The following is a 25,073-nucleotide window of genomic DNA, read 5'->3' as shown; positions in this document are numbered from 1 at the left end:
AAAGAAAAGCCTTGCTGTTTAAACACCAAGGCTTTTCTTTTTGCGTTGTATTAAAAACTTGAGAATTTAACACCCGCAGTAAACCACCTTGAAGGAAGAGGAATTGCCCCAATTTCAAAATAAGTCGTGTCAAAAATATTTTGAGCATCCAGATAGATCAACATCTTGTGGATTGATTGACTTATTCGCAAGTCATTTATCCAATATGACGGACCAGACATTCTTTCATTAAATCGTGTTGCGAACAACAAGGATAAACCTGAACGCTGAACATCAATCGTATTGGTGACCTGATGTTTTAAAGACGAGATCAAGTACTTGGAATCTAGCTCAGCAGATCCGTTTCTGAAGTCAGATTCCAGATAAGAATATCCCAGGTTAACCCGCAATCTTGTCTTGCCTGAAATATCTCTGGTATAGGCCGACCGAAGGTTAACTCCGTTAGTTACCAGCTCTCCTAAATTATTACTCTGCCATGGTTCGCTTGAGACCATTCTGGTCCAGTCAATGAAATCACTGATCTTCCGATGAAAATAATATGTATTAATCGTAAAGTTCCCCTTTGCAACTTTAAACCCGATCTCACCCTGAAAAGCGCGTTCAGGATCAAGATCCGGATTGCCGATATTACCCGGTCGCTGGTTTAGAAACAGATCTGTAAATGATGGAATGCGCTGGCTCGTCCCCAGGTTCCCTATAAGCTTAAAGGTCGGTGTAACCTCATAACTTGCGTCAACTCCGGGATACAATTGCCATTTATAATCTGAGTTGTAATTCAAATATGTCCCGATGTTCACGTTTAGCTTCTCCGAAAGGTAAGTCCGGTATTGCGAAAACAGGCCAAAATTCTCCCGTCGATGCTCTCCAATATTAGACGAATTGATCTCATCACTTCGGAGTTCCACTCCAAATCCAATTTCCCCTTTAGCTGTTTTATAACTCGTATTAACCTCTGCCGCCAGCGAATGGGTATAATGCTGACTTCTCCCTGCCTGGAGATTGGAAGCGCCAAAGTAGCGATAATCGTCTTCGTTGTACCGGTAACTCACCCTTGGCATCAATATCCACCTATCCGACAAGTTATGTTTAGACTGAACCGAAGCTAAGGTGGTTTGCACTACCTCAGACGAGTTCCTATCACCCGGTGCGGCATAAAATCCATTCGCACCGAACCCATTATCAATATATCCGAACGATGTTGCGATTTCATTCGATCCATCTAACTGAAAGTCCCCCAAATAAAGCAGCTTGTTGTTCTCGAATCCGGTATTATAGCGGTATCCATTGCTTTTATCATGCGACCCAAAAAGCGAATGCTGCTGCTTTTCTTTGCTCAAAACACCGCCGACCCGGATTCCTCGTCCATAAAATGTATGACCAGTTCCTTCTGAATCTTTTTCGAAGTTCGTCCCTGCATACGAATCAATTAAAATTCCCGACTCGGTAGGTTTCTTTGTAATAATATTGATCGCGCCGGTTAAACTGTTCACCCCGTATATCCGTGCAGCAGGTCCGCGGATTATCTCAATTCTTTCAACAGCCTCCACTGGAATGGGCAAATTAAACATGTTATGAGCTGTTTGCATGTCAATAACCTTTGTCCCGTTTAAAAGAACCACTGCCTGCTCAAAACTTCCGCCGTCAATACTGATGTCAGCCTGACTTCCGAAAGGCCCTCTTTGCCTCAGATCGACGCCGTTGGCGTATTGCAGAATTTCCTGAATACTTCTTCCGGGCAGCTTAGCGATAGTTGCCTGATCAATCACATAAACGTTTCTGTTTTGTTTGGAGATGGGGGTGCTGAACCGGTTCTCATGGATCACCACTTCGTCAATCGCAATGACGGTATCCCTATTATTCTGTGCGTACAGATCACTGCAAATAAGCACAAACAAAGTCAGGTAAATTTTTCTCATATCCTTTGATTTTTGGCAAAAGTAGTACCTTGCCGTACCATTAATGTATGCCAGTTTCAAGAAAATGAGTAGTCCGGTTCAAATTCCTTTCCAAAGTTACATTCAGCTTAGTTCAACCGACTCCAGCCCGATCTATCTACAGATTGTCTTTGAATTCATTAAAGCCATACAAACCGGTTTACTTCCCGAAGGCACTAAGCTCCCCGGCACCCGCATATTGTGTAAACTATTGTCTGTCAACCGAAATACCCTCATCAAAGCCTTCATGGATCTGGAGTCCCAGGGGTTTATCGAAACGCTTCCCAATAAGGGAACGTTTATATTATCCGATCAGAAACAGAAAAGGAAGGACAGGAAAACTGTACCGGCAGAACGCATTTCAGCGAACAGAACAGGCTTCACTTTCAAGCAATCATCCGTCCTGGAGAACCCGGCGGAGGTAAGCAATTTGCCTTATCAATTCAATGATGGCTTACCAGATCTGAGACTTGTACATACCGATGTGCTGGCCAGACTCTACGTTTCAAAACTAAAAAGTCAGAAAAACACCGGAGCCTGGGAGCGTATTCAAACGCGATCTCACCAAGATTTCAAGAGACATTTTTCCAATTTCTTAAATCTGACCCGCGGTATACGTATATCAACATCGAACCTTCTTACCACGAGCAACCATGAGATCAGCTTATTTTTGGTTGCAAAATTACTTATCTCCCCTGGCGATAAAGTCGTTGTGGCATCACCCGGATACTACCTTTCCAATATGACATTGACAGACAGTGGTGCAAACATTATCACTATCCAGATCGATGAAGATGGCATCGATACCGATCATCTCAGGCGGGTCTGCGCGCAACAAAAGATCAGGGTACTCTATCTAACATCCAACTATCACTATCCCACTACAGCTTTCCTGAGCGCTAAAAGGAGGATGGAAGTTCTTGAGTTGGCCGAACTTTATGAATTCGTCATTGTAGAGGACGACTATGATTTCGATTTCCACTACGATAACAATCCTATTTTGCCTTTAGCTGCCTTCGACACCTATAAAAGAGTAGTTTACCTGGGATCGTTCGCGAGATCTTTACCTTCGGGTTTTGGTTACGGTTTCGTCACCGCACCCACTGATTTCATCAAAGAACTCGAAAAGCATCAGAATATTCTTGATCCGGGAATAGATATCATCAAAGAACAGGTTCTTACAGACTGGATCCGTGAAGGCGAAGTTCACCGTCTTTCCAAGAAAAACAGAAAAACATATAAAGAGCGCAGAGATTATTTCGTCTCATTGTTAAATGAAAGTCTTGGACAACAGATTAAATTTGATATTCCCTCCCGTGGCCTGGCTATTTGGGTAGAATGGTTGGATAAGTTTAATCTGGTCAGGTTTCAAAAGGAATGTGCCCTAAACGGCTTGTTCCTGCCAAAGACCATCCTGTATCAAACCAAAAGCCTTACCGCTACACGTTTAGGATTCGGGCACCTGAATAAGGAGGAGATGGAAACCGCTGTAAAGATTTTAAAGAAGTCGTTAGAGACCATCGCAAACCGATGATGTCTTCTTCTTTCGCGATCAAAAATTATCCCTATTTTTAAACCATTCGATCACTAACCTCGAGAAAATGCCACTTTCCCTAAACTCCGATTTCAGAAGCTTCATCTTCCGTTTTGGTTTAAGAAGTTCACTTGCGTTGTCGGCGCTGGCAACCTGCCTAAGCACTACGTTTGCACAGACCACCAACAAGTACTTTAACGACAAAGACCTCATGCAAGTGGGAACCTACTATTACCCGGAGCAGTGGCCTGAATCCAACTGGGAGAGGGACATTAAAAAAATGTCGGAACTGGGTTTTGAATTTACGCACCTGGCAGAGTTCTCCTGGGCGATTTTAGAACCCCAAGAAGGTAAGTACAACTTTCAATGGCTTGACAAAGCTATTGCCCTGGCTGAGAAGTATAATATCAAGGTGATCCTTTGCACCCCAACCCCCACTCCTCCGGTATGGCTTACGCAAAAACATCCGGAAATACTGATGGTCAATGCAGACGGTCGAACCATCCAGCATGGTGCCCGGCAACAGGGTTCCTGGTCATCGGGGGTCTACCGGGAATATATTGACAAAATCGTGACCGCTATGGGTAAACGCTACGGGCAAAACAAGAACATCTGGGGGTGGCAGATCGACAATGAACCCTCTCATTATGGCAACGAATACGATTTTAATGAAAGTGCACAAAAAAATTTCCAGGCATGGCTGAAAAAGAAATACCAAACCATCGAACAGTTGAACCTGATCTGGGGAAACGCCTTTTGGAGTGTTGCATATAACCACTTTGAGCAGATCCGTATTCCGAACGCCAAGGAGCTCGCAGCTCAACCCAACCCGCACGCAGTACTGGACTTCAAGCGTTTCACCGCTGACGAAGTTGCTGATTTCGTACTTACACAGCGCGATATTCTCAAAAAACATGTCAGACCAGAGCAGTGGATAACGACCAACCTCATGCCTACTTACGCACCGGTCGACCCCTTCCGCATGAAGAGCCTGGACGTGCATAGCTATACCAAGTATCTCGTAGCCGGATATGATGCCGGTCATGGAGAGCAGGGCTTCCGCATGGGATCTGCCAGCAGCATTGGCTTTTCCAATGACCTGTTCCGTTCTATCAATGGCCTCACAGGCGTAATGGAGTTGCAACCCGGCCAGGTAAACTGGGGCCTATTCAACCCGCAGACTATGCCCGGTGCAGTCAGGATGTGGATGTACCACGTCATGGCCGGAGGTAACAAGTTCGTATGCAACTACCGGTTCAGGCAACCCTTAACCGGCGGCGAGCAATACCACTACGGTATCATGAAAGCCGACGGCATTACTGTTAGCAGTTCAGGAGATGAGTATATCCGCGTTATAAACGAACTTAAAGTACTCCGCAAAGCTTATAAAGCCGGCCCGGCCCCCGCGATTGTTCAACAACGCAAAGCGGCGATGCTTTATAACATGGACAGCCGTTGGGAGATGGACAATCAACCTCAAACAAACCAATGGGATTATATGAACCATATGACCCGCTATTATAATGGCTTGAAATCGCTCGGTGCCGCGGTCGATGTTATCGACGAGAGCAAAGACTTTTCAAGTTATCCATTTCTCATTGCTCCTGCCGTGCAGCTAATGGACGAACAGTTAGCAACCCGTTGGAAGGCCTACGTCGAAAACGGCGGACACCTGATACTTACCTGTCGCACCGGACAAAAGGACCGTGATGGCAAAATCTGGGAAGCGACATTCCAAAAGCCTATTCTGGACCTGATCGGCGCGAAAGAAATTTTTTACGATCACCTACCAGCCGCTTTAACAGGCAAAGTAAGCATGTCTGGCACAACTTACAGCTGGAACAATTGGGGTGATGTCATCGAGCCTTCTACCGGCGCTGAAGTATGGGCCACCTACAACGATCAGTTCTATGCAGGCAAAGCTTCCGTCATACATCGCAAGCTTGGAAAAGGAACAGTAACCTATAGCGGTACTGATACAGACGACGGCAAGCTTGAAAAGGATGTGTTACAGAAAATTTTTCAGCAAGCCGGAGTACGAACGATCGACCTCCCAGAGGGCGTAATTGTACAATATAACGATGGCTTCTGGTACGGACTCAACTACTCATCCGAAAAACAAGAGATCAGCATCCCGGCATCTGCTACAATATTGATTGGAAAAAAAACCTTGAATCCTGCAGAAGTCGTGATATGGAAGGAATGATGTTGTTCTAATGGTTAGAAAGGTGATACTATTTCAAAGCGAAATAAGGATAATCCGTACAGTATGCGTTAACACCAAGGGACAAAATCCTGTCGATTTCTTTTTTGTCGTTGACATTGCCGCAGATTAGCTTAATACCTAAAGTCTTGCATTTGTCTACAAGTGCGGCATCTATAAGAGCAGGGACAGGTGCATAAAAGTCTGGCTGGAATGTAAAGCGTGCCATGTTCTCTTCAAGAGTTCCCTTATTAACGTTGATCATCGTCTGAACCTCAGGAAAATCACGGTTTACTATTTCGAGCGTCCGTTCGTCGAACGATTGGATAATCACCCGGTCTTCAACGCCCTTCAAAACGATAATGGCCATCAATAGCTTTACAAATTCTTCAGGGGCAGGCTGAACCACATGATCCCTTTTCTTGCTCGTTTTAGTCTCGATGCTGTACCAGGGTTTTGTCAGATTGTGCAGCTTCACGTGGCTTTCAACGGAATCGATCAGATCTACCAGTCGTGGAATATATGCGCTGAAGTTTTGCTGACGCGTGAAATCCTTATGTTGCTTTGATCCTGCATCATACTTCCGTATTTCCTCATACGTCATTTTATAAAAAGGAAGACCCTTTCCCGGCGTAATATCCTTCCCGTCAGGATCCAGAGTAATAAGATGATCCATCCACGGATCATGCGAAACGATCGCCTGCTTGTCTGAACTAAAAGCAATATCCATTTCCAATATATCTGCCCCCTGATGTAAGGCATTGATCATCGCAGGAATGGTATTCTCCGGCATGAGGCCCCTGAATCCCCGGTGTGCATACATGATGGTATCCTGCTGGGCGAAACTTCCAAAACCAATTAAAAGTGCCGAAAACAATAGAATGGTACGCTTCATCTGGGTATTTGCTATTTTGAACCTTTACCAAAACTATCAAAGATTTACCTTGACTGGAAGCAATTCCGGCTTTGTGTATTAAAAATAATATTCGGCTAACACAGGCTTAACCTGATCCTAGTTCGTGGGGGGGCGCGTAATATTCAGTCTTAGCAAGCAAAAGCTCTTTGAATGTGTTGTTTAGTACAATACACTTACTTGAAAACATCATCGCATTATGTGGATATTCTGGGCACTTGGAGCAGCAATTGCCGCAGCTCTGGTTATCGTGTTAACAAAAGCAGGCTTGAAGAATGTCGACTCCAGCCTTGCCTTCGCAATTCAGTCGGTTTTCATCCTGCTGATTACCTGGGGAGTAATTCTGGTTCAGGGTAACTTCTCCGACCTCAAGGAGATCGACAACAAGGCGTGGATCCTGCTCATCTGCGCTGGAATCGCCACTACCCTTTCCACTCTTTTTTCGTTCAAAGCCCTGTCGATGGGACCGGCATCATACGTCGTAACCATTGAACGCCTGTCTCTCGTCTTTGCCATTATCCTCTCCATCATCTTTCTAAAAGAGAAGATCACCTGGCAGTTGCTGACTGGTGCAGCAATTATGGTCGTAGGAGCGGTATTGGTTGCCTTGTCAGAATCAAAAGAATAAATGGACTGATACCTGCCGCTAGCAGCATAGTGCAAAGAAGCTGCCTCTATGATTGTAAACACAATAAGAGGCAGCTTCTTGTTTAACTATTCCCAATTAAACGGCAAAAACCAGTTCATTTTGTTGCCTAGATTCGGAAAGCCTCCCTCTGACAGGGAAAATTTTGCGTTTACTCTCGCTTGTAAGAAAGCCACCCCGGTGCCGGGAGACTCTTTTTCCCGTCTTAGAGCTATCCGCAATAGATCAGGCCAGCGATAACCTTCAAAGGCCAGCTCCAGCCCCCCTTCATCTATAAGCTTATCTTCCATTAACAATGTCAAGCCCTGGCTATCAATAATATCTCTATAATACGGGTCAGGGTTACTCATATCAAAATATTTGACAGAGTCGGCTGCAGAAATCGTCGAATGATTCACCTGGGCACGGCTCCTGATACCTGATGCTCTATACCACGGCCCGCGAAATCTTGGGTACTCTCCTTCCCGCGCGTCGAAATTATATGGCGCAGGGTCGTTTAAGGTGTTCATTATACCTGTAACATCTCGGTTAGCGACTCCCGGCGTTGGATCAAAAGCATTCTTGATCCCATTATTCAACAGCGCATAAGCCAATTTTTGTCTGTTATCACGATTTGCAGCCTCGGCAAATCGAAGGTGCAGGGCGGAAGCCCTGTACAAGATCCACTTGCCGTTGGTTTCAAATGGCAACGTCGAACTATAGTTGGGAATCTGCTTGTTGATAACCGGCTGTCTGTTACTCATCTTCCAGGATGCATTTGTACCCCGAAGATCATAGGGGGTATTACCCCGCATTTGTTTATTCCAGTTGCCGATGGCAAATTGAGACGGCTTAATCTGGTACTTTCCTGTTCCGGTGTTCGCGAATTTTTCTATAAAAGGATTGGAGGGAGAAAAGCTTTTATCGAATGGAAGCAACCAAATATTATCATAATTTGAATAACGCTCGCCATAGGGCTCATTAAAGATCTTTATCCAATTAGCCCCTGCGAGTTGAGACGAATAAGTAACTCTGTTTACTTCAAAGTATTGGTCTGCAGTTGTAGAATAAATTGTTGCAGACAATTCCATTATATCACGGTAATAGCTAGCTGCTTGTCTATAGTTTCCTTTCCAAAGATGTAGATCTCCCAGCACCAGCTTTTTATTTATGAAGAACTTCGTCGTGTTATATGAGTCAACAGTTGTCAAAAGCGTCGTACCCGCAGGATAGTCTTCCTTAAAAGGCAAAGCTTCTGTAAAAGATAAAAGGTTATCAAGCAACTGGTCAAAGCTCAATTTTGGAAATTTGGCCGGATCCTTAAGATCATTGATATTTTCAATAGGCTCTGTCACATATGGGACTTCCCCAAAGTGGATTCCTAGCTGAAGATAAAGCCATGATCTTAAAGCTCCCACATCTGAAAAACGCGTATCATACTCCTGCTTCTGCAATTTTCCACTCGCAAGCATCACATTGAAGTTCTTTAAAACATCGTTACAGTAGAGAATGACCTCGTAAAATGGCCTGGGATCTGCATAAGGGTTCCCCAGCCTCACCTGATGCAAATGCAACTCGTTAAGATGCTTGTCGCTATTAACGGTCACATCAGCAAGGTCGCCACGTAATTCGTTCAATACAATGTATTGCTCTGCCAAACCCAGGAACTTTCCGTAAATTCCAACCACGGCCGCATCAGCGTCATAGACGTTTTGGAACATCTGTTCTTCGCCGAGCACTTCGCCTGGTTCTACATCAAGCATTTTCTTGCATGATACGGGAGCAAAGCTTATCAGTGCTCCCAGGCACAATGCATATAATTTGTAAAGTTTCTTTTTCATACTATCTTATTTATAGAAGCTGGGCTATAGTCCTATCCGTATGCCTAACTGTGTACTCCTGAACAACGGCTGAAGTCCCGTGTCTACTCCCTGGCCGATCACACTTGATGTTGCACTGAATTCAGGATCAAATCCTTTATATTTCGTCAGGGTGAATACATTATTGACAGTACCGTATATGGTAGCATTCTTTAGCAGTTTCATGCCCTTTAAAGGTAAATCGTAAGACAGGGAAAGAGTGCGTAACTTTAAGTATGAACCATCCTCTATCCATCTGTCGGAAAAGCGGCTATTACCCATAGGATCTCCCCAACTTGCTCTCGGAACATCTGTTTCCTGGCCCTCATTTCGCCATCTGTTAACTACATGGACAGTTTGGTTCTGCACTCCTGATTGGCCTTCAAGAGCTGCCCTTACACCATTATATATATCATTCCCGCTGCTAAACGTAAACTGCATATTCATAGACCACCTTTTCCATGAAAATAAATTGCTGAACATTCCGGTGAAGTCAGGGTTCGGATCACCAATGACCTGCATGTCGTCTTCATTAATGTATTTCCTGCCTTCAGCCAGATCACCTTCGCTGTCTTGACCATTTACAAAGCGCACATCTCCTGCAGCATATCGCTTGGTCGAGCCATCAAAGAGCACAGTATATTGATTTGCAGCCACAGCATCAGCCTCTGTTATAAAGACACCATCCGTCTTATAACCATAAAAAACATTCGCAGCACGCCCCACTTCTGTCAAAATCGTAGCACCACCAAAAGAACTCAACAGAGCACTTCCCGGTATAGCTACGATCTTGTTTTTAAACCTAGACACATTCAGTCCCATGTCCCACTTAAATGCTCTGTCCACCAGCCTCCCATTGATCCCCAGTTCCGCACCTTGGGTTTCCATTTCGCCTTCATTCGTAAGTACATTTCTCAGCCCCACAGATGTATTAACATTTCTCCACGTAAGCATATCCTTAGTTGTATGCTTATAGAGGTCAATGTTAAAGCTCAGGCGCTCATTGAGAATAGCTATATCTGCTCCTACGTTTACTTTATGCACCGTTTCCCACTTTAATCCCGGATTCCCGATATTACCAACTATCAGACCCTGCATTCCTAAAAGATTCTGAGATATGTAATAGCGTTTTGCTGAATAGTTCCCAATGTTATCATTGCCGGTAATGCTATAACTAGCCCTGAGCTTCAGCAAATCAATCCAGTTCTGGTTCAACATAAACTTCTCTGAAGACAATAACCAGCCCGCAGCGAGTGATGGCATAACGGCAAACTTATTCTCCCCTATGGAAAGTCCTCCTTCTGCTTCCTTGCCAAAACGGGAAGAGCCATCTAAAGCCATATTAAAGGAGAGAAAGTATCGGTTAAGATGATTATAGTCTGCATTTAAATACATATTCATCCATCTGCTTTTACCAATACTTCCACCAATCTGCCTCAGTGCCGCAGCACCCTGCGTTACTGTTATAAGGTCGTCCGTCGCGGAATTATATCCATAGCCAAAGTCGCTTTCCGCATCTCTGTTATTATAGCGGAATCCTGCGTTCATCGCCAAGTTGCTAACCGAGCCGAAAGATTTGGTAAAGGACAGCCGCGTGTCATTGTAGATCGACAGAAGCCGGCCCACGTTTGTTCCCGACCTATTCGTAATAGCAGCCGTGCTTAATGAATCCCTGGATATACCTTTCTCAGGAACGAAGAAGCTTTCCCTCACTTTATTATATGTCACACCAACCTGGCTGCTTAATCTTAATGTCTTATTAAAAGCATAATTGAATCCTACTGCGCCTAAGAAACGATAGTTCCTATTTCTTCCGACGGCATTATTCGCGGCCGCAAGAGGATTACTAACATTGAAGATGTCCCTGTCTGACAGATTAGGTGAACTTACACCATTATTGTCAATCTCATTAACGCTTAAAAACGGCGCTTTTACCGTCGCCAGGTACAAGGGGTTTGTTGAATATGCTTGCCCGCCATCCCTCAGATCCTGGTCACTATTCAGAAATGACAAATTCACAACACCACTTAATTTCGCAGTTAGCTTCAAGTCTCCATTGAATCGGGTATGATACTTGTCATTGAAGGTATTGCTCAAAATACCTTCATTGTGCATATACCCAAGCGAAAGGCCATAAGTTGCAATATCGTCACCCCCTGAAACCTTCAGATAATAATTCTGATTTATTCCGTCTTCCAGTACGCCGTCCTGCCATTTCGTATCATTATGATATCTGTAATACTCCTGATTCGTCACTAAATCATCCTGCATATATGGTTGCGCTTCCACCATAGCAACCGGCCATCCTCTGTCCTGTAGTAGGTCTGAAAGATAAAGCCTGTAGTCTGAAGCTCCCATTACAGGAAGCGTTTTAACTTTGGAATTTATACCTCCGTAGGCAGCAAAGTCTATTTGAGTAGCCTCTTCCTTTGCCCTGATTGTTGAAATCATTATCACTCCGTTAGCCCCTTTTGTACCATACATAGATCCGCCGTCCTTGATTACGGTAATATTGTCGATGTCCTTCGCGTCTATATAGGATAGAGGATTGTCCATATGACCCGAAATTATTGAACTTCCATTCTCTGCCGTATCATAGATCACGCCATCAACAATCACAAGCGGTTGGTTCCCAGCCGACAATGATGAATACCCTCTAAGAAACATGTTGGCACCTATTCCCGGTGTCCCCGAGCGTCTCGTAGCGTTTAAGCCGGATACCCTACCCTGCAGATATGTATCAGGAGTTTCAGAATTGAGAGTCCAACCACCGCTTAAGTAAACCGATTCTATTGAATATGGAACAAGACTCCTGGATACTCTGGAATAAGGAAGCGTTGCGATCTCAAACTGTGATTTATATCCTGATTCCCGCAATCTGATTTCTAGAGAACCATCCGGCCCAACCGGCACTATTTTAGACTGATAACCATCTCCAACAACATTCAGAGCGGCATTCTTCTCAGGAACGCTGATCTCAAAACGACCGTTATCATCTGAGAATGCTGATGAGTAATTTAAAACCGTGACATTGATTCCAGGTATCGGCTTTCCTGTAGATGCGTCCTTTACTATGCCCGTTATCTTAATTCCCTTTACCGGCTCAGATGTTAAGATCGTATCTCTTCCGTTTATTAACATGAAAGCATTGTTTGCGCTCGTCTGTGGCAACCCTATTGCAGACAGCGCCCCCATTATGAGTATACTTTTCAGCCCTCGTTTAAATATGTACATATAATCAAATAATAAGTCTAAGCAGCTGCTTATTGTTAATAAATAGGTTCAAGCTTAATGTAGTCAAGTAGTATAGAATTTTGAACTGCCGTCGCCGTTCTGTTTGCTACTAAATAGAGATCAATTAAGCCATTACGTTCAATAGTCATATCTCCGATATAAACCTCGCTGTAGTCCGGAGAAAAGGTTCCGTTGTTATGGTTAATAACCGGTTCGTTCTGATACCCCAGACCCGCCGAAGCGAGGGGATCGAAAATTACAGGCTGACCCTCAACTGTTGATTTCCACAACTCATTCCACGTGAGCTTCTGTGGGAAGCGGGTCAAGTCTGTTGCTCCTGCTGCAGGAACCAATGGAAAATCTGAGTCCCTGATCATTCTCCAATAGACTTTATATTTACCTGAAAAGACATTCCCCCGATAGCGCACCCACAATCCGTTCACTTTGTGAGTATTATTCATCACATCCATGAAAACCTTACCATCGGGAGACTTCCTTGTTCTTCTTGTCAATCCAACTGACGGGTCACTGACCTGAGTATACCGCTCACCTTCTACTATTATAGGCTTGATCTTGTCAGACATCTGGTATGAAAGGGCGTTTACGACGTGTACCATACCGTTACTCGCCGGGTAGCTCGCAACAATTGCACTCTTATCAATAGCTATTATTGTACTGTCCAGGGTATACATGGTTGCAGGAAGATCTCCCGCGCCATAACTTCCTTTGACAACCAGATCCTTAACTATATACCTCTGCGTTTTAAACGATGTGGCTTCAGACGTAGAATCCGCAAAATAATGCTGAAGCTTATTGAATTCCTGTTGATACACATCGTCTGTGAGGACGAAATAAGTAAACTCCCTGCCTTCATCTTTCAGGTTGGCCACTGATGCTATAAAGCCTTTCTCATCCACGAACACACTATCATATATAGGAAGGCCCTGAGGATTAACCCCGATCTGCTTAGAAGCTTCCACATCAAAGTCTCTCACGTTCCATGCATCCAGAAATCTTTTCTGATGCGTTACTCGCCCATCATTAAGAGATTCAAACATTTCCCATGTGCTCTTTCTGGCAACAACAGGCTGACTGATTACATGGAGCACCCCATTACCAACATGCTGATCGGCCTCAAGAATTGCCGCCTCATCAGCGCCATTGCCTGTAAACCTGATAAACTTCCCGTTCAGGGTTTGAACGCGTATAGTCGTATCAGCAGCCATTCTCGTAAAATACGACTGCCTGGCAATGTGATAGCCTACAAACTGAGTTAGCAGGCTGTCTGAGGTACCAACCTCGTTCACTGCTTCATCAAACATAGCATTTGTGGGAGCCCAAACCGTGTATGTTTGAGATGAAGAAATTATTTTGTCGTAGCCAGTTTTGATCAGCAGGTCCCGAAATTTTGTAAGCTCAGGGTTCCCACTTATCTGTTCCATGAGAGTTCCCGCCAGAACGGGATCTTTTATCTCATTATGATCCTGCCATACGTCTTTACATGCTCCCAGAGAGATGCAAAGCAAGGCCAGACCAACCAATATATTTCTGTAAATCATATTATTTCAGTTTCTACAATTCGTGTAATGTCAATTAAAGTTGCGGCTTGGGTATAATGCTGCCATCCTGATGAAACCGAGGCCAAAGTTGTTCCTGATCCACTGGTATGAAATGTATCATATCCCACCATGTATCGGCACCTCCACTTGTTCCAACTCCTTCGAAACGAAGTATCTGCCGGTCTGTGGTCGCCACAGTGACCGTTCCGATATATCTGCTTACAAAGCTGTTAGAGGAAGTATTATTGGTATGGTATTTATAGCCTAAAGTCTCCATCTCTGAATCCGGAGTATTCTTCAGATTATATTCTGCCATATTAAGTATCCTTGCTAAGGGTACTCCGTTAAAATATCCTTGAAGTAGGGGTGCCTTTCCGTTTGTCCTATAGCAGACCCAAACCTTGTAGCTGCCCTTGACAAGCATTGGAGTTGTAAATTCGATCCAGTGCGACCTTTTTGTAGTGGCCGCAGCAGCCATCGGGAGAGAAATTCTATCCCCCCAGTAATGACCTGTACCTGCATTAGCCTCGTATATGAGCGAATAACCGCTTTCGAAACGTATACCCGCCACATCGGTTATGCCTTTTACCGACACGGATCCTAGCCTGTAGCCGGGAAGCTTCTTAAATTCGGGCTGGTCAGCTACATCAAAATAAACTGCGGTTGGATTACGGACTTTCATGGAGAAGACCGCGTTCATAGAGTGCACAACACCGTTGCTGGCAGATTTGTCGCTCGCTCCTCTTACAAGCTCCGCACCTGGTTCATGCACCCCATTAAACTCATCATCATTAATCAAAATCTCCTGGTTGATTTCCTTCGAGGTGATCACTTCAAAAGGGGCAAGCGTCGTATGAGAAGTTGCCGTGACAATATCTGCGATGTACTTTGCATCGGGAAGTATGTGGTAGGCTGCATATAAATACAAACTATCGGCGTGGTTCGCAGGGTTCCCTGTATTCGAATATCTGGCCTTCAGGGCCTCATACGAAGATATACCCGCCTCGGCAAACACATCATCAGGTTCGGCCAGAAGCGTCATCCATCTCCTGGTACTGTCTGGATTTGGATTATTCGCAGGTAGGATATTTAATGAATCATAAAGGCTTGTGGCCTTTAACAATTGGGTGAAAATGCTAAACTTAGGATCATTTTCTACCATTTGTGCAACTGTGAGGCTGGCCGGCTGCAATACATGATCTATCGAATGAATGATCCCGTTACCTAGCGATATGTTAGAATTGATGATATTAGCTTGTCTGTTAACCGTTATTTTGCTAACGCCACCAACATTGCTGGCACCTGTTATTAAGTACTGACCGTACATCGTCAACCGGGACAGCTTTCCATCAGTAAACTGTGTTGTTCGGATAGTATCTTCTAGGACATGATAGCGAACAAGATTATTAAGCTCCTGCACATCAATAGCTTCAACTGATGCTACTCCTTTCTCCTTCAAATAAAGCGCTATTGCGTCGTTTGTCGGTGCAAATACGGTATATGCTCCGTAAGCTCCCAAAAAAGAGGCATTTTTTGTCAAGTCAAGGATCTTCCTGAATTCCGAAAAATCCTCAGGGTACCGGTCCAAATATCCCGTAATATTTACATCTTCTGTAGTATTATAAAGAATATTCTCCTTTTTACAGCCAACAGCGAAGATGAAGATCATGCAGATCATACCTATGATATTCCTGCTCAATACGTTGCTTACCTTTTTCATATCTAAAGAATTAAGATTATTGATAAAATGGATTCTGTGTCAACAAACCGCCGCCCCTAGTAATTTCATCGCTATTTATTGGCATGTAGTGGCTATTAACGTCCCGGTACTTGTTTCGAACCGATTGCTGATTGTTGCCTGCCGCATTGACTGTGACGACATCGAGAAGATAGTTAAAGGCCGAAGTGGAATAATTGTTCCTCTTGGCATGACGTAATACATCAAACCAACGTTTACCCTCAAAGGAAAACTCCCTTGCCCGTTCCGCAAGAATGTACTCTGAGATCCCCTCCTTGTCGTCTACATCGGGATACTGTTCCGTCGCTACCAGGGCATGGGCTCTGTCCCTCACCGTCTTGATGAGTGGCAATGCCTCTGCCCCTCTGTCTAACCAGGTCAGCGCTTCCGCTTTCATCAACAAGATATCAGCGTATCTGTAGACAAACCAATGTCCAACGTAGTCGTCTGTGGGTCTGGCTTCGAGATCACTTTGCCCGCCATTCGTACCTACATACTTCCAGATCATGTTTAATGACGACCGGACAGATGTCCCTTCAGCCCGGAAATCGTAGCTATTTACGTTGGTAACGTCGATCGTGTACATCTCATCCATTACGATCGCATTCGCATTGAAGCGGCGGTTTGTGGCTCCGAACATGTCGTAAAACGGATTTAATTTTTGCCTGTCAAACTGTACCTCGAAAATACTTTCATTTGAGTTCCCGCGATAAAAGAGCGTATTGAAAAGTTGCGACTGCTGTTCTGTAGTTATCAGTCCGAAATTTCCGGAGCTAATAATTTTATCAGTTGCGACAAGGCAATTCTGGTAATCCTCCATCCATAAGTATGCGTCCGCCTGAATGGCGTTCACTGTGTACCTGGTAACTCTGCCCTTATCCTTGTCAACACTTCCATACGTCACAAATGCATGTTTATCGGCAAAGTCAAGATCGCTTATTATGAGATCATGAACTTCTTGCTTCGTGCTCTTCGCAATTCGCTCAATATCTTTATCACTCGAAGTGGGAAGAGTTTTTAAAGGCACCTCTCCAAATACTCTCAGCAAATAGAAGTACATCAAACCTCTTATCGCATGAGCCTCTGCCAGGTATGCGTCCAACGTAGCCTGATTTAATGTTGGATCGTTCTCCAGCACCTGAGGCGCAAACTTGATAACTGTGTTACAGTAATTAATAGTCCTATATAAAGAACTCCAGTTTGTGTAGCCGTTGGTAGGCAAAATGTTACCTCCCATCATAAACTGCTCATCTATACTGGTTCTGGTAAACGGCGCAACCATATCGGCACGGAGCTCCCCCCATACAAAAAGGTTGTTAACTAACGGATCTTCCAGAAGTGAAGAATAGATGCCAATTACGGCGGCTTCGGCTTGCTCTTTTGTCTTCCAGAAGTCCTCACTGGTAATGCCGTCCTGGGGCTTCAGCTCAAGCCATTTGTTACAGCTTGAAGAACATATCCCAACGATTAGTAAAATTCCGTAGATTATTTTCTTTTTCATTTCCTGATTATTAAAACCCTGCAGAAAATCCGATAACAAAGTTCATTGTCGGAGGTGTTAAGCTGTTATCCTGCGCATATTTAAATGGATCGGTATTGCCTTTAATGGACACATCGGGATCCTGACCAGTATATTTTGTCCAGGTATACAGATTCTCCGCTGTCACATAGATATTAGCGTTCTTTATTTTAAGCCTGTCAGCCAATGACTTCTTCAATGCATACCGCAACGTTACCGACCGGAGCCGAACGAAAGAAGCATCCTCTACGTACCGGTCTGATCCCAACCAGTTGTAACCCCTTCTGAACAAAGCCCTTGGCATGTCAGTCTCATCTCCGGGATTACGCCATCTGCTTAATACAGCCGTGCTTTGATTATTGTAGCTGTACATGTTGGTCGTATTCATCTTTCCCCCGTTGATCATATCATAGTTTAGCCTGTAGTTAAAGAAGGTCTGCAACTTCCAGTCTCCTTTATAAGTGACATTAAAACCGAAACCACCGGTAACCTTTGGAATACTGTTTCCGAGGTATACGATATCCTTGTAATCGATATTACCGTCATAATTGATATCTTCATACATAGCGTCTCCTGGTTGGAACAAATAATCTGTCAAAGGATAGTTAAACCTCATCATTACCTTTTGACCGTTTGGACCGGTGATGTCCTGCCCGCTGGCGTCCTTGGCTATTGTCGCTGCTTCATCCTTGTAAACCCCCTTGAACCTGAATCCATAAAAAGAACCGAAGGGGTTTCCTACCTGCAGGTAGGTTTTATATTTACCGTTCTCTCCTATGATAGTCGCATTTTCAGTAGGGTAGTATTCCGACACGGACTTAACCACATTAAGGTTTTGGGCTATGTTGAAGTCGACACCAACGATCCAGTTCTTTGATTTCACGGGAATCGTGTTCACCATAAGCTCCCAGCCATTATTATCCATTGTGCCCACGTTAAACATTAGCTGATTGTAGCCCGTATAATATGGCAGCTGAAGCTTATCGAAGATCAGGTCCTTCGTCCTGTTCTTATAAATTTCAGCGTCAACCCGGATACGATAGTTAAATAGCGCCAGGTTAAATCCGAGATTTTCTCCGACCAGCGTTTCCCATTTCAGGTTTGACAGTTCCAGCGAGGATGGATACACGCCTGACTGTCCCTGATAGGTCCAGCCCCAGGTATTATATGTATTGTAGAAAAGGTAGTCCTTGCTTGGGGTTTTCCCTGCCAATCCCCAGCTTGCCCGGAGGCTGAGATCGTCCATGAAGGTAAGTCCTCTCAGAAAAGACTCTCCGTCGGGGCCTCCAATATGCCACCTACCTGAAAGAGAAGGAAAATAGCCGTAGCGATTTTCAGGCCCGAATCTGGAATTTCCATCCATTCTTATACTAGCGTTCAGTATGTAACGATCCTTGTAGCCGTACTGACCGTTTAGTAATACTCCTACTGTGCGGTACTGGCTTTCACCGGACGTCAAATTACCCGTTATCGCCCGCGAAGGGATCGATGGATCCGTTAACAAAGACGAAGCTGTATTTGACGTCAGAGAATACTGAGTCTGGTTCTTTTCATCTTTTGTCTGAAAAGAAAGCAGAGATGTAAAACTATGATTCTCCGGAAGCCTTGGATTGAATAGAAAGTTCAACTTGGATTGAACGTCGAAGCCATCCCAGTCTGAATCAGTTGCACGGTTAACAAAAGTTTCAGTAGTGAGTCTTCCGGTCGCGATCTGGGGTAAGAAACTTTGGGTTTTGGAACTATTGATGTCCAGCTGCAAGTCAAATGTGGTGGTCAGCAAGTTCGGGATAAGATCATATCTGATATTGAACTTAGGAACGACCCTTTGAACGAGTGTCTTGGAAAACCCTTCGTTCGCCATCGCAAGCGGGTTGAAAGTACCCGTTACTTTGTTGTTACCGTCAAACCCGAACTGACCCTGAATATTGGACGCGGGAGAGAAATATACCGGGGTTTTATTGCCATATTCATCATACTCATATACGGCCATATTCGGCATTTTCTGGTACGCGACATCTCTGATTCTGTCAGTAAAATTAACAGGATTATTGGAATACGTGTATGCGATATCTGTCCTGAAACGGATACGCTGGGAAACGGTATAATCCAGATTGACTTTTGAAGTTATACGATCCAGGCTTGTTCCCTTAGTCGTTCCTACAGAATTAAGATATCCTACCGATGCGTAGTATTTTGCTTTTTGTCCCCCACCAGTCATAGACAGGTTATGATCATGCTGCAAGCCAGTTTGGGTAATCTCATCGATCCAACTGGTATTGTTGCTGTAATTGCTGTAGTAGTAGGGATCATTCGGATCATACCCGAACTCCTTATTTAATACCCGGTTAAGCGGTAGGCCACCAGAATTTGACACCATTTCAGGAACCAGCATAGAGAACTGGTCTCCCGTAAGCAGTGGGATCGCTTTAGGTTGCTTATTCATTGTTCCCCTGAACGTATAGGTAACCAATGGCTTTCCTATAACACCTCTTTTGGTACGGATTACAAGAACCCCGTTTGCTGCCCTTGAGCCCCATACAGCCGTAGAAGCTGCATCTTTTAATACCGTGATTTCAGCGATATCCGAGGGTGCTATGTTGAGCAACTGTGCATAGCCCTGCTCATCAGCTGATCCAAAATCAAAGCTTTCTGGTATGGATGTTTCAAAGGGCATATCGTCTACGACGATCAAAGGATTGGAGTTTCCACTAAGAGATGCTGTACCCCTGATCCTGATAGACATTCCCGATCCGGGATCTCCGGACGTAGTGCCGAAATCAACCCCTGGCATACGCCCTTGCAATGCCTGATCAATCGATTGTGCGGATAGCTCCTTTAAATCGTCCCCCTGAACCCGTGTGATCGCTCCTGTAATATTCTTTTCTTCGATCATTAAGCCACCTCCGGTTGTTATCTGCTTTTTGCCTGTAATGATTACGTCGGAAAGTTCATTGGAAGTGCCGTCCAGCGCAATATTTAGCACAGTGCGGCCGTTCAACCTGTTCACTGAAGTTCTATAGCCTATAAATGACACCGCTACCCGGTGTTCTGGATTAGAAATCCTAAGTACAAAATTTCCCTCGATATCTGTAGATATCCCGGAAATGGTCCGCCCGTCTTTGTCAAGCTCGACAACAGAAGCCCCTATAACCGGTTGCTTGTCTTGTTTATCTGTAACCTTTCCACGTATAGTGATCCTCTCTGATGGAGCCTGAGCCGAAGAAATACCATTGGATAGAATCAGAACAGCAACAACGCTGCAGAACATATAAATAAAAAAATTTCTCATAACAGTCTTTTACTTTCAGATCACTCTCCATATTTTAAAACCTTCCCTATCGAATGGATAAGGGTCCTGTTTGCCAGGTTATTGCTTGCAGGGACATTGATAGATACCGTGTTTCCTCTGGTGTCTTTTAACAGTAAACCAGAGGGTTGCTTGGTTACGTTGATGTATTCCTTTTCACCCTGCAAATTGCTTAGTAGTGTCTCAACAGCAAGTGGTGAATCGGATTTTCCGTCAGCCGCTATTGTCTTTTTATTTAGGATATGGTATTTAATAAAGTCGGAAACCTGATTGATCTTGTCTGCAGCCGGTGAAAAAGTCGGAGCTCCCGTGGTCATGTTACCGGGTAGAAATCCTTCTCTGACTGCCTGTTCTATAGCATCGTTCGTCGGAACGAATATGGTATAATAAGTACCTGTAGATGTTCCGGTGATGATCTGGGTCACCTTATCATATACCAGGGAATTATCAAGGAAATTGAAAAAGTGACCGAAATCCGTTGGTCTTGCAGTCGCTAACTTTTGCAGATGAAATCCTAGTTCTTTTTCTGTGAACCTTAATAGTCCTTTCGTATAATAAACCGGGCCGTTCGTAGTTTCTTCCTTGCTGACTATTTCAACAGCATCTCCTGCGTCTTCATTTCCCGCGGCATATACTTTTCCATCCCTGAACTTTATATACTCTTCATTAAAGGCCTGTATTATCCCTGAACCAGATAAATCCTGGACTTCGGAGGGGGCAACCGAGGTCTGAACGATGCGGTGTACGCGACTTTTTGAAACCTCAGCTCCCTGTACCACTGAATTCACTGTGTACGTCCAGTTCAAAAACTGAGTGTTATAGCCGTAGCCAGCATCATTGAACTGCTGATCAGAGATCAGGAACAATGTATACTTCATGGAAGGGTTTATAAGTGAGTACTTCAGACTTGTCTCATCCAATGCCTTCACCATCAGCAGATAAGCAGGATCAAGATATGGCTTTGAATAGACAGTCCTGAACACATTTGCTTCCTGAACTTTGTTCGACCCATAAAACAACCCGTTGCTCATCAGCCTCTTTTCAAGAATATCGGAAGACCCGAATGTGGCCGCTTCGTTTTGTGCGTTCTTAGTTTCTGTCAGCTGACTAGGCCATAAAGAAGAGCCCCACATATGCGCGTTTATAAAGTCATTGAGCACGGAAGTGGGAGCTTTTTCGAAAGTCCCGTATTTAGACAAAATCCCCTCCTTTCCGGTTGGCCCGTATAAATATATTTTAAGCGCTTCGTTTGTAGGCGCGACCATACTAAATCCGTCGATTTGTGCCGATGTAGTATTATCCACGTAGTTTTCGCTGTTCGGAGCAAAAGTCAAAGACCTGCTATACAGCTTTACATACACGTTATCCGAAGATCCGGTCAGGATATTATACCGTTTAGTAAGGTCAGGATTCAAGGAATAGCTAACCAGATTATCATCCAGCAGTTTCTTAAACTCAGAGTATTTTGAATCACTGGCCAGTTGTTCATCAATGTTCTTCAAAGGGGTGATTACCCTGTCAATCTCATGAATAACACCATTTTCAGCAATTATATCTGCATTGACTACCCGGGCACCTGCTACATTAAACCCTCCATAAGTAGCTTCCGGAAAAAGATCATTATAATCTGATGGAACTAATTTCTTTTGAGTCATGAAACCATCCACAAAAAATGGAATGTGTTTGTTATTATTGTCCTGTGGATTATATAACCCGGAATTTACTCCGTCCGGAGCAATGGAGTTACCGTCAAGAATTTTCTTGATATCACCTCCCGGCCCGTCCTTTATAAAGTCATAATAGGAAGACCTCCGCTTGTAAGCGACGTTGGGAACTACACCAGCAGCGGTTTGCTGATTTGCTATCTGATCCTTTCTGTAAGCGTCTATCACTAAAGAATACCTTACAATAGCACCTGCTAACGCTTCATCAATTTCGCTCACGTCCCGAAGACCCTTTTCCGCCATGAACTTTTGAAAGGCATCATCATTAGGAGCAAACAATGTCCACCATCCTTGCGAACTCAGGATATCCTTGTATCCGGCTTTGTCGACTACGCTTAAGAATGATGTAAAGTTCTTGCGGGCTTCTAATTGCTTGTACATGGGGTCAGCAAGCCACTCCGGCCGCCCATAAAAATCGTCCCATTCCTCTTTTCGACATCCTGAAAATGTCAGGATCAAAGAAAGAAGACACAAAATGAGTAGTATTGATCTCTTCATATAATTGGTAATTGAATTCGGTTAGGTAATCTATAAGTGTCATAAACACACTTATAGCCGGGCGCATCCCATCTGTGGTATAGTGAAATACGATTTGTTAAAAGAAATACAGGGGCGTGTTACTGAGAAGGAATGTAAAAATTAGTCATATTTCACGGTTAGCTAGTTAGTTAAATTAGTTAGGTTAAAGTCTGGTGGTGAGATAAGGTTATTCGGGCAATAATTTGGTTTATGAGCCTAATATAGGGTGGTTGATTTCAGGCCGCAACCTGTGGCATCCTGCTCATCCCCGAAATTTGAGAGAAAGGGATAAAAAAAACCGACTCTAAGGTTATAGAAGCGGTTTCCCAGAATAAAAATATTTTCACACCCTCTCTCCGGCTCCGAAAAAACAGCCAGATATTCTTACTCCTGTACCCTCTTATTCCTGGCGACCAGGATCCCACTGTAGAAGTTGTCTATTCCCAAATACGCCTTACAAAATCGGACTAATGATTAAATTAGAAAGACCATGGAAAATTTAGAAAAGTTCCTAAAATCGAAGGCGCCGCTTGCGTATGAAGACAGTTTTAAGATCGCTATAGCCAGGGAATACTTGACGGGGTCGTGTACCCAGGCACAACTGGCCACCAAGTATAACCTGGGAGGCTGTTATGTGGTCAGCTTCTTTGTCCGCCGGTACAAGCGGCATATGCATGAATTTGAGCAAACAGCCGGTACCGCTCCTTTAGAGACAAGCAGCAGGGAACAAGAGTTAAACCATCAATTGCATCTGGCGAACTTAAAAGTAACAGCCTTAAAAATGATGATAAAAAACGCAGAGAGGGAACTGGGGGTTGACATAAGAAAAAAGTCTGGTATCAAACGGCCTGTGAAATGAAAGCCGTCGTGGGTCATGTATCTTAGAAACGCTATGTGGGTTGTTTGAGCGCTCCAGACAGTCCTGGTATGAGATACATGTGCGTAAAGACACCTCCTTTTTACAGCAGGAACTGGTGAGTTGGGTAAAACAGATCCGGATGTTCCTGCCTCGTCTGGGTTGCGTGAAATTACTTCATATTTTAGAACAAAACTTTCGGAACCATCATATCAAAATCGGCAGAGATGCTTTTTCTTCTTTGCTGAAAGAACATAATCTGCTCATTCAAGATAAAAAAAGATATGTGATAACCACTAATTCTTATCACCATTTTAAGAAATGGCCTAATTTAGTAAACCGTACCCAAGCTGGAAAATCTGAGCAGATATGGGTCAGCGATATTACCTATTTAAGAACTCTGACCGGCTTTATTTATTTGTTCCTGATTACAGATGCCTATTCACACAAAATTGTAGGGTATAATTTAAATCAGACCATGAAGGCCTCAGGATGTGTATCTGCATTAAATAAGGCCATTGCCCTACGCACTTATCCCCAACGCTCCCTTATTCATCATTCCGACGGAGGAATTCAGTACTGTTGTGATACCTACGTGTACTTTTGAAAAGGCCCGCATACAGATCAGCATGACCCAGAGCGGTTCTCCTTACGATAATGCCGTTGCCGAAAGGATCAATGGGATACTAAAGAACGAATTCGGCCTCAATTCCGTTTTCCAATCGTATACAACCGCTGTTGATAACTTGCCAGGCAATAGCCCGCTACAACTGTTTGAGACCCCCATTTAAGTTGCCAATTAGCTTCTCCACAACTCAAACATGTCGAAGAAAATAACAAAAGTCAAAACGATCTTGAAAAAACTGTAAAGGTGAACCTGTACGATTCTTTTTTATTGTAAAGGTATATCCGTAGAAGCTCTTGTTCGTTGTACATGTTAAACCGTTTTACTGTCCGATGAGTGTAAGGTATTTTCAGTATAAGACAAGTGTTCAAGTTAGGATATCAGTAATATCCTTGCCGATATTCTGCGGAGATAAGCCCGGGATAAGTCCGACCTGAGCGACTTTAAGTCGGACTTATCCCGGGAAAATAACGGCTGGAATACTTGCTCAATTAGAGCATCGTATACGAATGACCTCATTCCAGCTTAAGTATATACTCCCTTTGGCGAAAGTGACACCTTACTATTACTTAAGTTCGATCAAACGGATAGAAATTCGCCCTTAATGAATGTTAGCCTTCCGTTTCTGAAAGCTATAGATCAGGTAAAACAGTGCCGGAAGGATGAAGATACTTCCGATCAGCAGTGCCCATCCCAGCGTCTCGATCGTCTTATCATGGCCTCTGTGCTCCAATAGCGATAGGTATCCGCCATTCTTGAGAATAACAATGTTTGGAAAATGCCGGTATGTGGTGGTGAACAGTATCATGGTCACCTGAAATCCTGCGAGGATGCGGATGCCCTTACTTTCTCCTTTGTAAAGCATGTACCACAAGAGGATAAGCGACAGCGTCGCTGCGATGATGGCCAGGATGCCATAGATAT

Annotated in this window: 16 protein-coding genes; 6 read left to right on the top strand and 10 right to left on the bottom strand. The window is 44.0% G+C overall.

Annotation, left to right across the window (positions count from 1 at the left end):
- Positions 1-50: 50 nt before the first annotated feature.
- Positions 51-1,916, bottom strand: a complete 1,866-nt coding sequence (locus tag ACKI5J_RS01590; protein WP_407425824.1) for a TonB-dependent receptor plug domain-containing protein — start codon at positions 1,914-1,916, stop codon at positions 51-53.
- Between the two features lie 43 nt (positions 1,917-1,959).
- On the opposite strand from ACKI5J_RS01590, the gene ACKI5J_RS01585 reads away from it, so the two are divergent.
- Together ACKI5J_RS01585 and ACKI5J_RS01580 are read left to right on the top strand one after the other, a co-directional pair.
- Positions 1,960-3,468 (top strand): PLP-dependent aminotransferase family protein, encoded by a 1,509-nt coding sequence (locus ACKI5J_RS01585; protein ID WP_407425822.1) that lies wholly within the window; start codon positions 1,960-1,962, stop codon positions 3,466-3,468.
- Positions 3,469-3,535: 67 nt separating this feature from the next.
- The gene (locus tag ACKI5J_RS01580; protein WP_407425820.1) at positions 3,536-5,674 is read left to right on the top strand and encodes a beta-galactosidase; all 2,139 of its coding nucleotides are present in this window, start codon (positions 3,536-3,538) and stop codon (positions 5,672-5,674) included.
- Positions 5,675-5,702: 28 nt separating this feature from the next.
- Here ACKI5J_RS01580 and ACKI5J_RS01575 read toward each other — a convergent pair whose 3' ends face one another.
- A complete protein-coding gene (locus ACKI5J_RS01575; protein ID WP_407425818.1) occupies positions 5,703-6,566 on the bottom strand; it encodes a glycerophosphodiester phosphodiesterase family protein in 864 nt (287 codons plus the stop codon).
- A gap of 217 nt (positions 6,567-6,783) precedes the next feature.
- Here ACKI5J_RS01575 and ACKI5J_RS01570 point away from each other — a divergent pair, with 217 nt between their 5' ends.
- Positions 6,784-7,212, top strand: coding sequence for an EamA family transporter (locus tag ACKI5J_RS01570; protein ID WP_407425816.1), 429 nt, complete (start codon positions 6,784-6,786; stop codon positions 7,210-7,212).
- A gap of 86 nt (positions 7,213-7,298) precedes the next feature.
- On the opposite strand, the gene ACKI5J_RS01565 is transcribed toward ACKI5J_RS01570, so the two are convergent.
- The 7 genes from ACKI5J_RS01565 to ACKI5J_RS01535 are packed head-to-tail and all read right to left on the bottom strand — an operon-like array spanning position 7,299 to position 22,647.
- Positions 7,299-9,050 carry a RagB/SusD family protein gene (locus ACKI5J_RS01565; RefSeq protein WP_407425814.1) on the bottom strand — a complete coding sequence of 584 codons (1,752 nt, stop codon included), beginning with the start codon at positions 9,048-9,050 and terminating at the stop codon, positions 7,299-7,301.
- Between the two features lie 24 nt (positions 9,051-9,074).
- Positions 9,075-12,302: a SusC/RagA family TonB-linked outer membrane protein gene (locus ACKI5J_RS01560; RefSeq protein WP_407425812.1), complete on the bottom strand. Its 3,228-nt coding sequence runs from the start codon at positions 12,300-12,302 to the stop codon at positions 9,075-9,077.
- Between the two features lie 35 nt (positions 12,303-12,337).
- Positions 12,338-13,861: a fasciclin domain-containing protein gene (locus ACKI5J_RS01555; protein ID WP_407425810.1), complete on the bottom strand. Its 1,524-nt coding sequence runs from the start codon at positions 13,859-13,861 to the stop codon at positions 12,338-12,340.
- A 34-nt stretch (positions 13,862-13,895) separates the two neighbouring features.
- The gene (locus ACKI5J_RS01550) at positions 13,896-15,581 is read right to left on the bottom strand and encodes a fasciclin domain-containing protein (protein ID WP_407425808.1); all 1,686 of its coding nucleotides are present in this window, start codon (positions 15,579-15,581) and stop codon (positions 13,896-13,898) included.
- Between the two features lie 16 nt (positions 15,582-15,597).
- Positions 15,598-17,100, bottom strand: a complete 1,503-nt coding sequence (locus ACKI5J_RS01545; protein WP_407425806.1) for a RagB/SusD family nutrient uptake outer membrane protein — start codon at positions 17,098-17,100, stop codon at positions 15,598-15,600.
- 10 nt (positions 17,101-17,110) lie between these two features.
- Positions 17,111-20,407 carry a SusC/RagA family TonB-linked outer membrane protein gene (locus tag ACKI5J_RS01540; RefSeq protein ID WP_407425804.1) on the bottom strand — a complete coding sequence of 1,099 codons (3,297 nt, stop codon included), beginning with the start codon at positions 20,405-20,407 and terminating at the stop codon, positions 17,111-17,113.
- A gap of 20 nt (positions 20,408-20,427) precedes the next feature.
- Positions 20,428-22,647 carry a fasciclin domain-containing protein gene (locus tag ACKI5J_RS01535; RefSeq protein ID WP_407425802.1) on the bottom strand — a complete coding sequence of 740 codons (2,220 nt, stop codon included), beginning with the start codon at positions 22,645-22,647 and terminating at the stop codon, positions 20,428-20,430.
- 511 nt (positions 22,648-23,158) lie between these two features.
- Here ACKI5J_RS01535 and ACKI5J_RS01530 point away from each other — a divergent pair.
- The 3 genes from ACKI5J_RS01530 to ACKI5J_RS01520 all read left to right on the top strand — a co-directional run bounded on the left by ACKI5J_RS01530 (position 23,159) and on the right by ACKI5J_RS01520 (position 24,315).
- The gene (locus ACKI5J_RS01530) at positions 23,159-23,527 is read left to right on the top strand and encodes a transposase (RefSeq protein ID WP_407425800.1); all 369 of its coding nucleotides are present in this window, start codon (positions 23,159-23,161) and stop codon (positions 23,525-23,527) included.
- A 139-nt stretch (positions 23,528-23,666) separates the two neighbouring features.
- Entirely contained in the window at positions 23,667-24,131 is a 465-nt protein-coding gene (locus ACKI5J_RS01525) for a transposase (protein WP_407425950.1), read from the top strand.
- Entirely contained in the window at positions 24,043-24,315 is a 273-nt protein-coding gene (locus ACKI5J_RS01520; RefSeq protein ID WP_407425798.1) for an integrase core domain-containing protein, read from the top strand. The genes ACKI5J_RS01525 and ACKI5J_RS01520 overlap by 89 nt, the downstream gene beginning before the upstream one ends.
- 435 nt (positions 24,316-24,750) lie before the next feature.
- Here the strand turns inward: ACKI5J_RS01520 and ACKI5J_RS01515 are convergent.
- Positions 24,751-25,073 (bottom strand): cytochrome d ubiquinol oxidase subunit II (locus tag ACKI5J_RS01515; RefSeq protein WP_407425796.1); only part of this gene is annotated, 323 nt, incomplete at its 5' end.

The organism is Arcticibacter sp., assembly GCF_045629565.1.
Lineage (GTDB): Bacteria > Bacteroidota > Bacteroidia > Sphingobacteriales > Sphingobacteriaceae > Arcticibacter.
The sequence above is the reverse complement of the archived record's forward strand: the minus strand, read 5'-3'. Positions and strand labels throughout refer to the sequence as shown.

Coding starts and splice junctions, on each gene's coding strand:
- ACKI5J_RS01555 (WP_407425810.1), bottom strand. CDS start 13,861: ATGATTTACAGAAATATATTGGTTGGTCTGGCCTTGCTTTGCATCTCT.
- ACKI5J_RS01525 (WP_407425950.1), top strand. CDS start 23,667: ATGTTCCTGCCTCGTCTGGGTTGCGTGAAATTACTTCATATTTTAGAA.
- ACKI5J_RS01530 (WP_407425800.1), top strand. CDS start 23,159: ATGGAAAATTTAGAAAAGTTCCTAAAATCGAAGGCGCCGCTTGCGTAT.
- ACKI5J_RS01580 (WP_407425820.1), top strand. CDS start 3,536: ATGCCACTTTCCCTAAACTCCGATTTCAGAAGCTTCATCTTCCGTTTT.
- ACKI5J_RS01550 (WP_407425808.1), bottom strand. CDS start 15,581: ATGAAAAAGGTAAGCAACGTATTGAGCAGGAATATCATAGGTATGATC.
- ACKI5J_RS01590 (WP_407425824.1), bottom strand. CDS start 1,916: ATGAGAAAAATTTACCTGACTTTGTTTGTGCTTATTTGCAGTGATCTG.
- ACKI5J_RS01545 (WP_407425806.1), bottom strand. CDS start 17,100: ATGAAAAAGAAAATAATCTACGGAATTTTACTAATCGTTGGGATATGT.
- ACKI5J_RS01565 (WP_407425814.1), bottom strand. CDS start 9,050: ATGAAAAAGAAACTTTACAAATTATATGCATTGTGCCTGGGAGCACTG.
- ACKI5J_RS01585 (WP_407425822.1), top strand. CDS start 1,960: ATGTATGCCAGTTTCAAGAAAATGAGTAGTCCGGTTCAAATTCCTTTC.
- ACKI5J_RS01540 (WP_407425804.1), bottom strand. CDS start 20,407: ATGAGAAATTTTTTTATTTATATGTTCTGCAGCGTTGTTGCTGTTCTG.
- ACKI5J_RS01535 (WP_407425802.1), bottom strand. CDS start 22,647: ATGAAGAGATCAATACTACTCATTTTGTGTCTTCTTTCTTTGATCCTG.
- ACKI5J_RS01570 (WP_407425816.1), top strand. CDS start 6,784: ATGTGGATATTCTGGGCACTTGGAGCAGCAATTGCCGCAGCTCTGGTT.
- ACKI5J_RS01560 (WP_407425812.1), bottom strand. CDS start 12,302: ATGTACATATTTAAACGAGGGCTGAAAAGTATACTCATAATGGGGGCG.
- ACKI5J_RS01575 (WP_407425818.1), bottom strand. CDS start 6,566: ATGAAGCGTACCATTCTATTGTTTTCGGCACTTTTAATTGGTTTTGGA.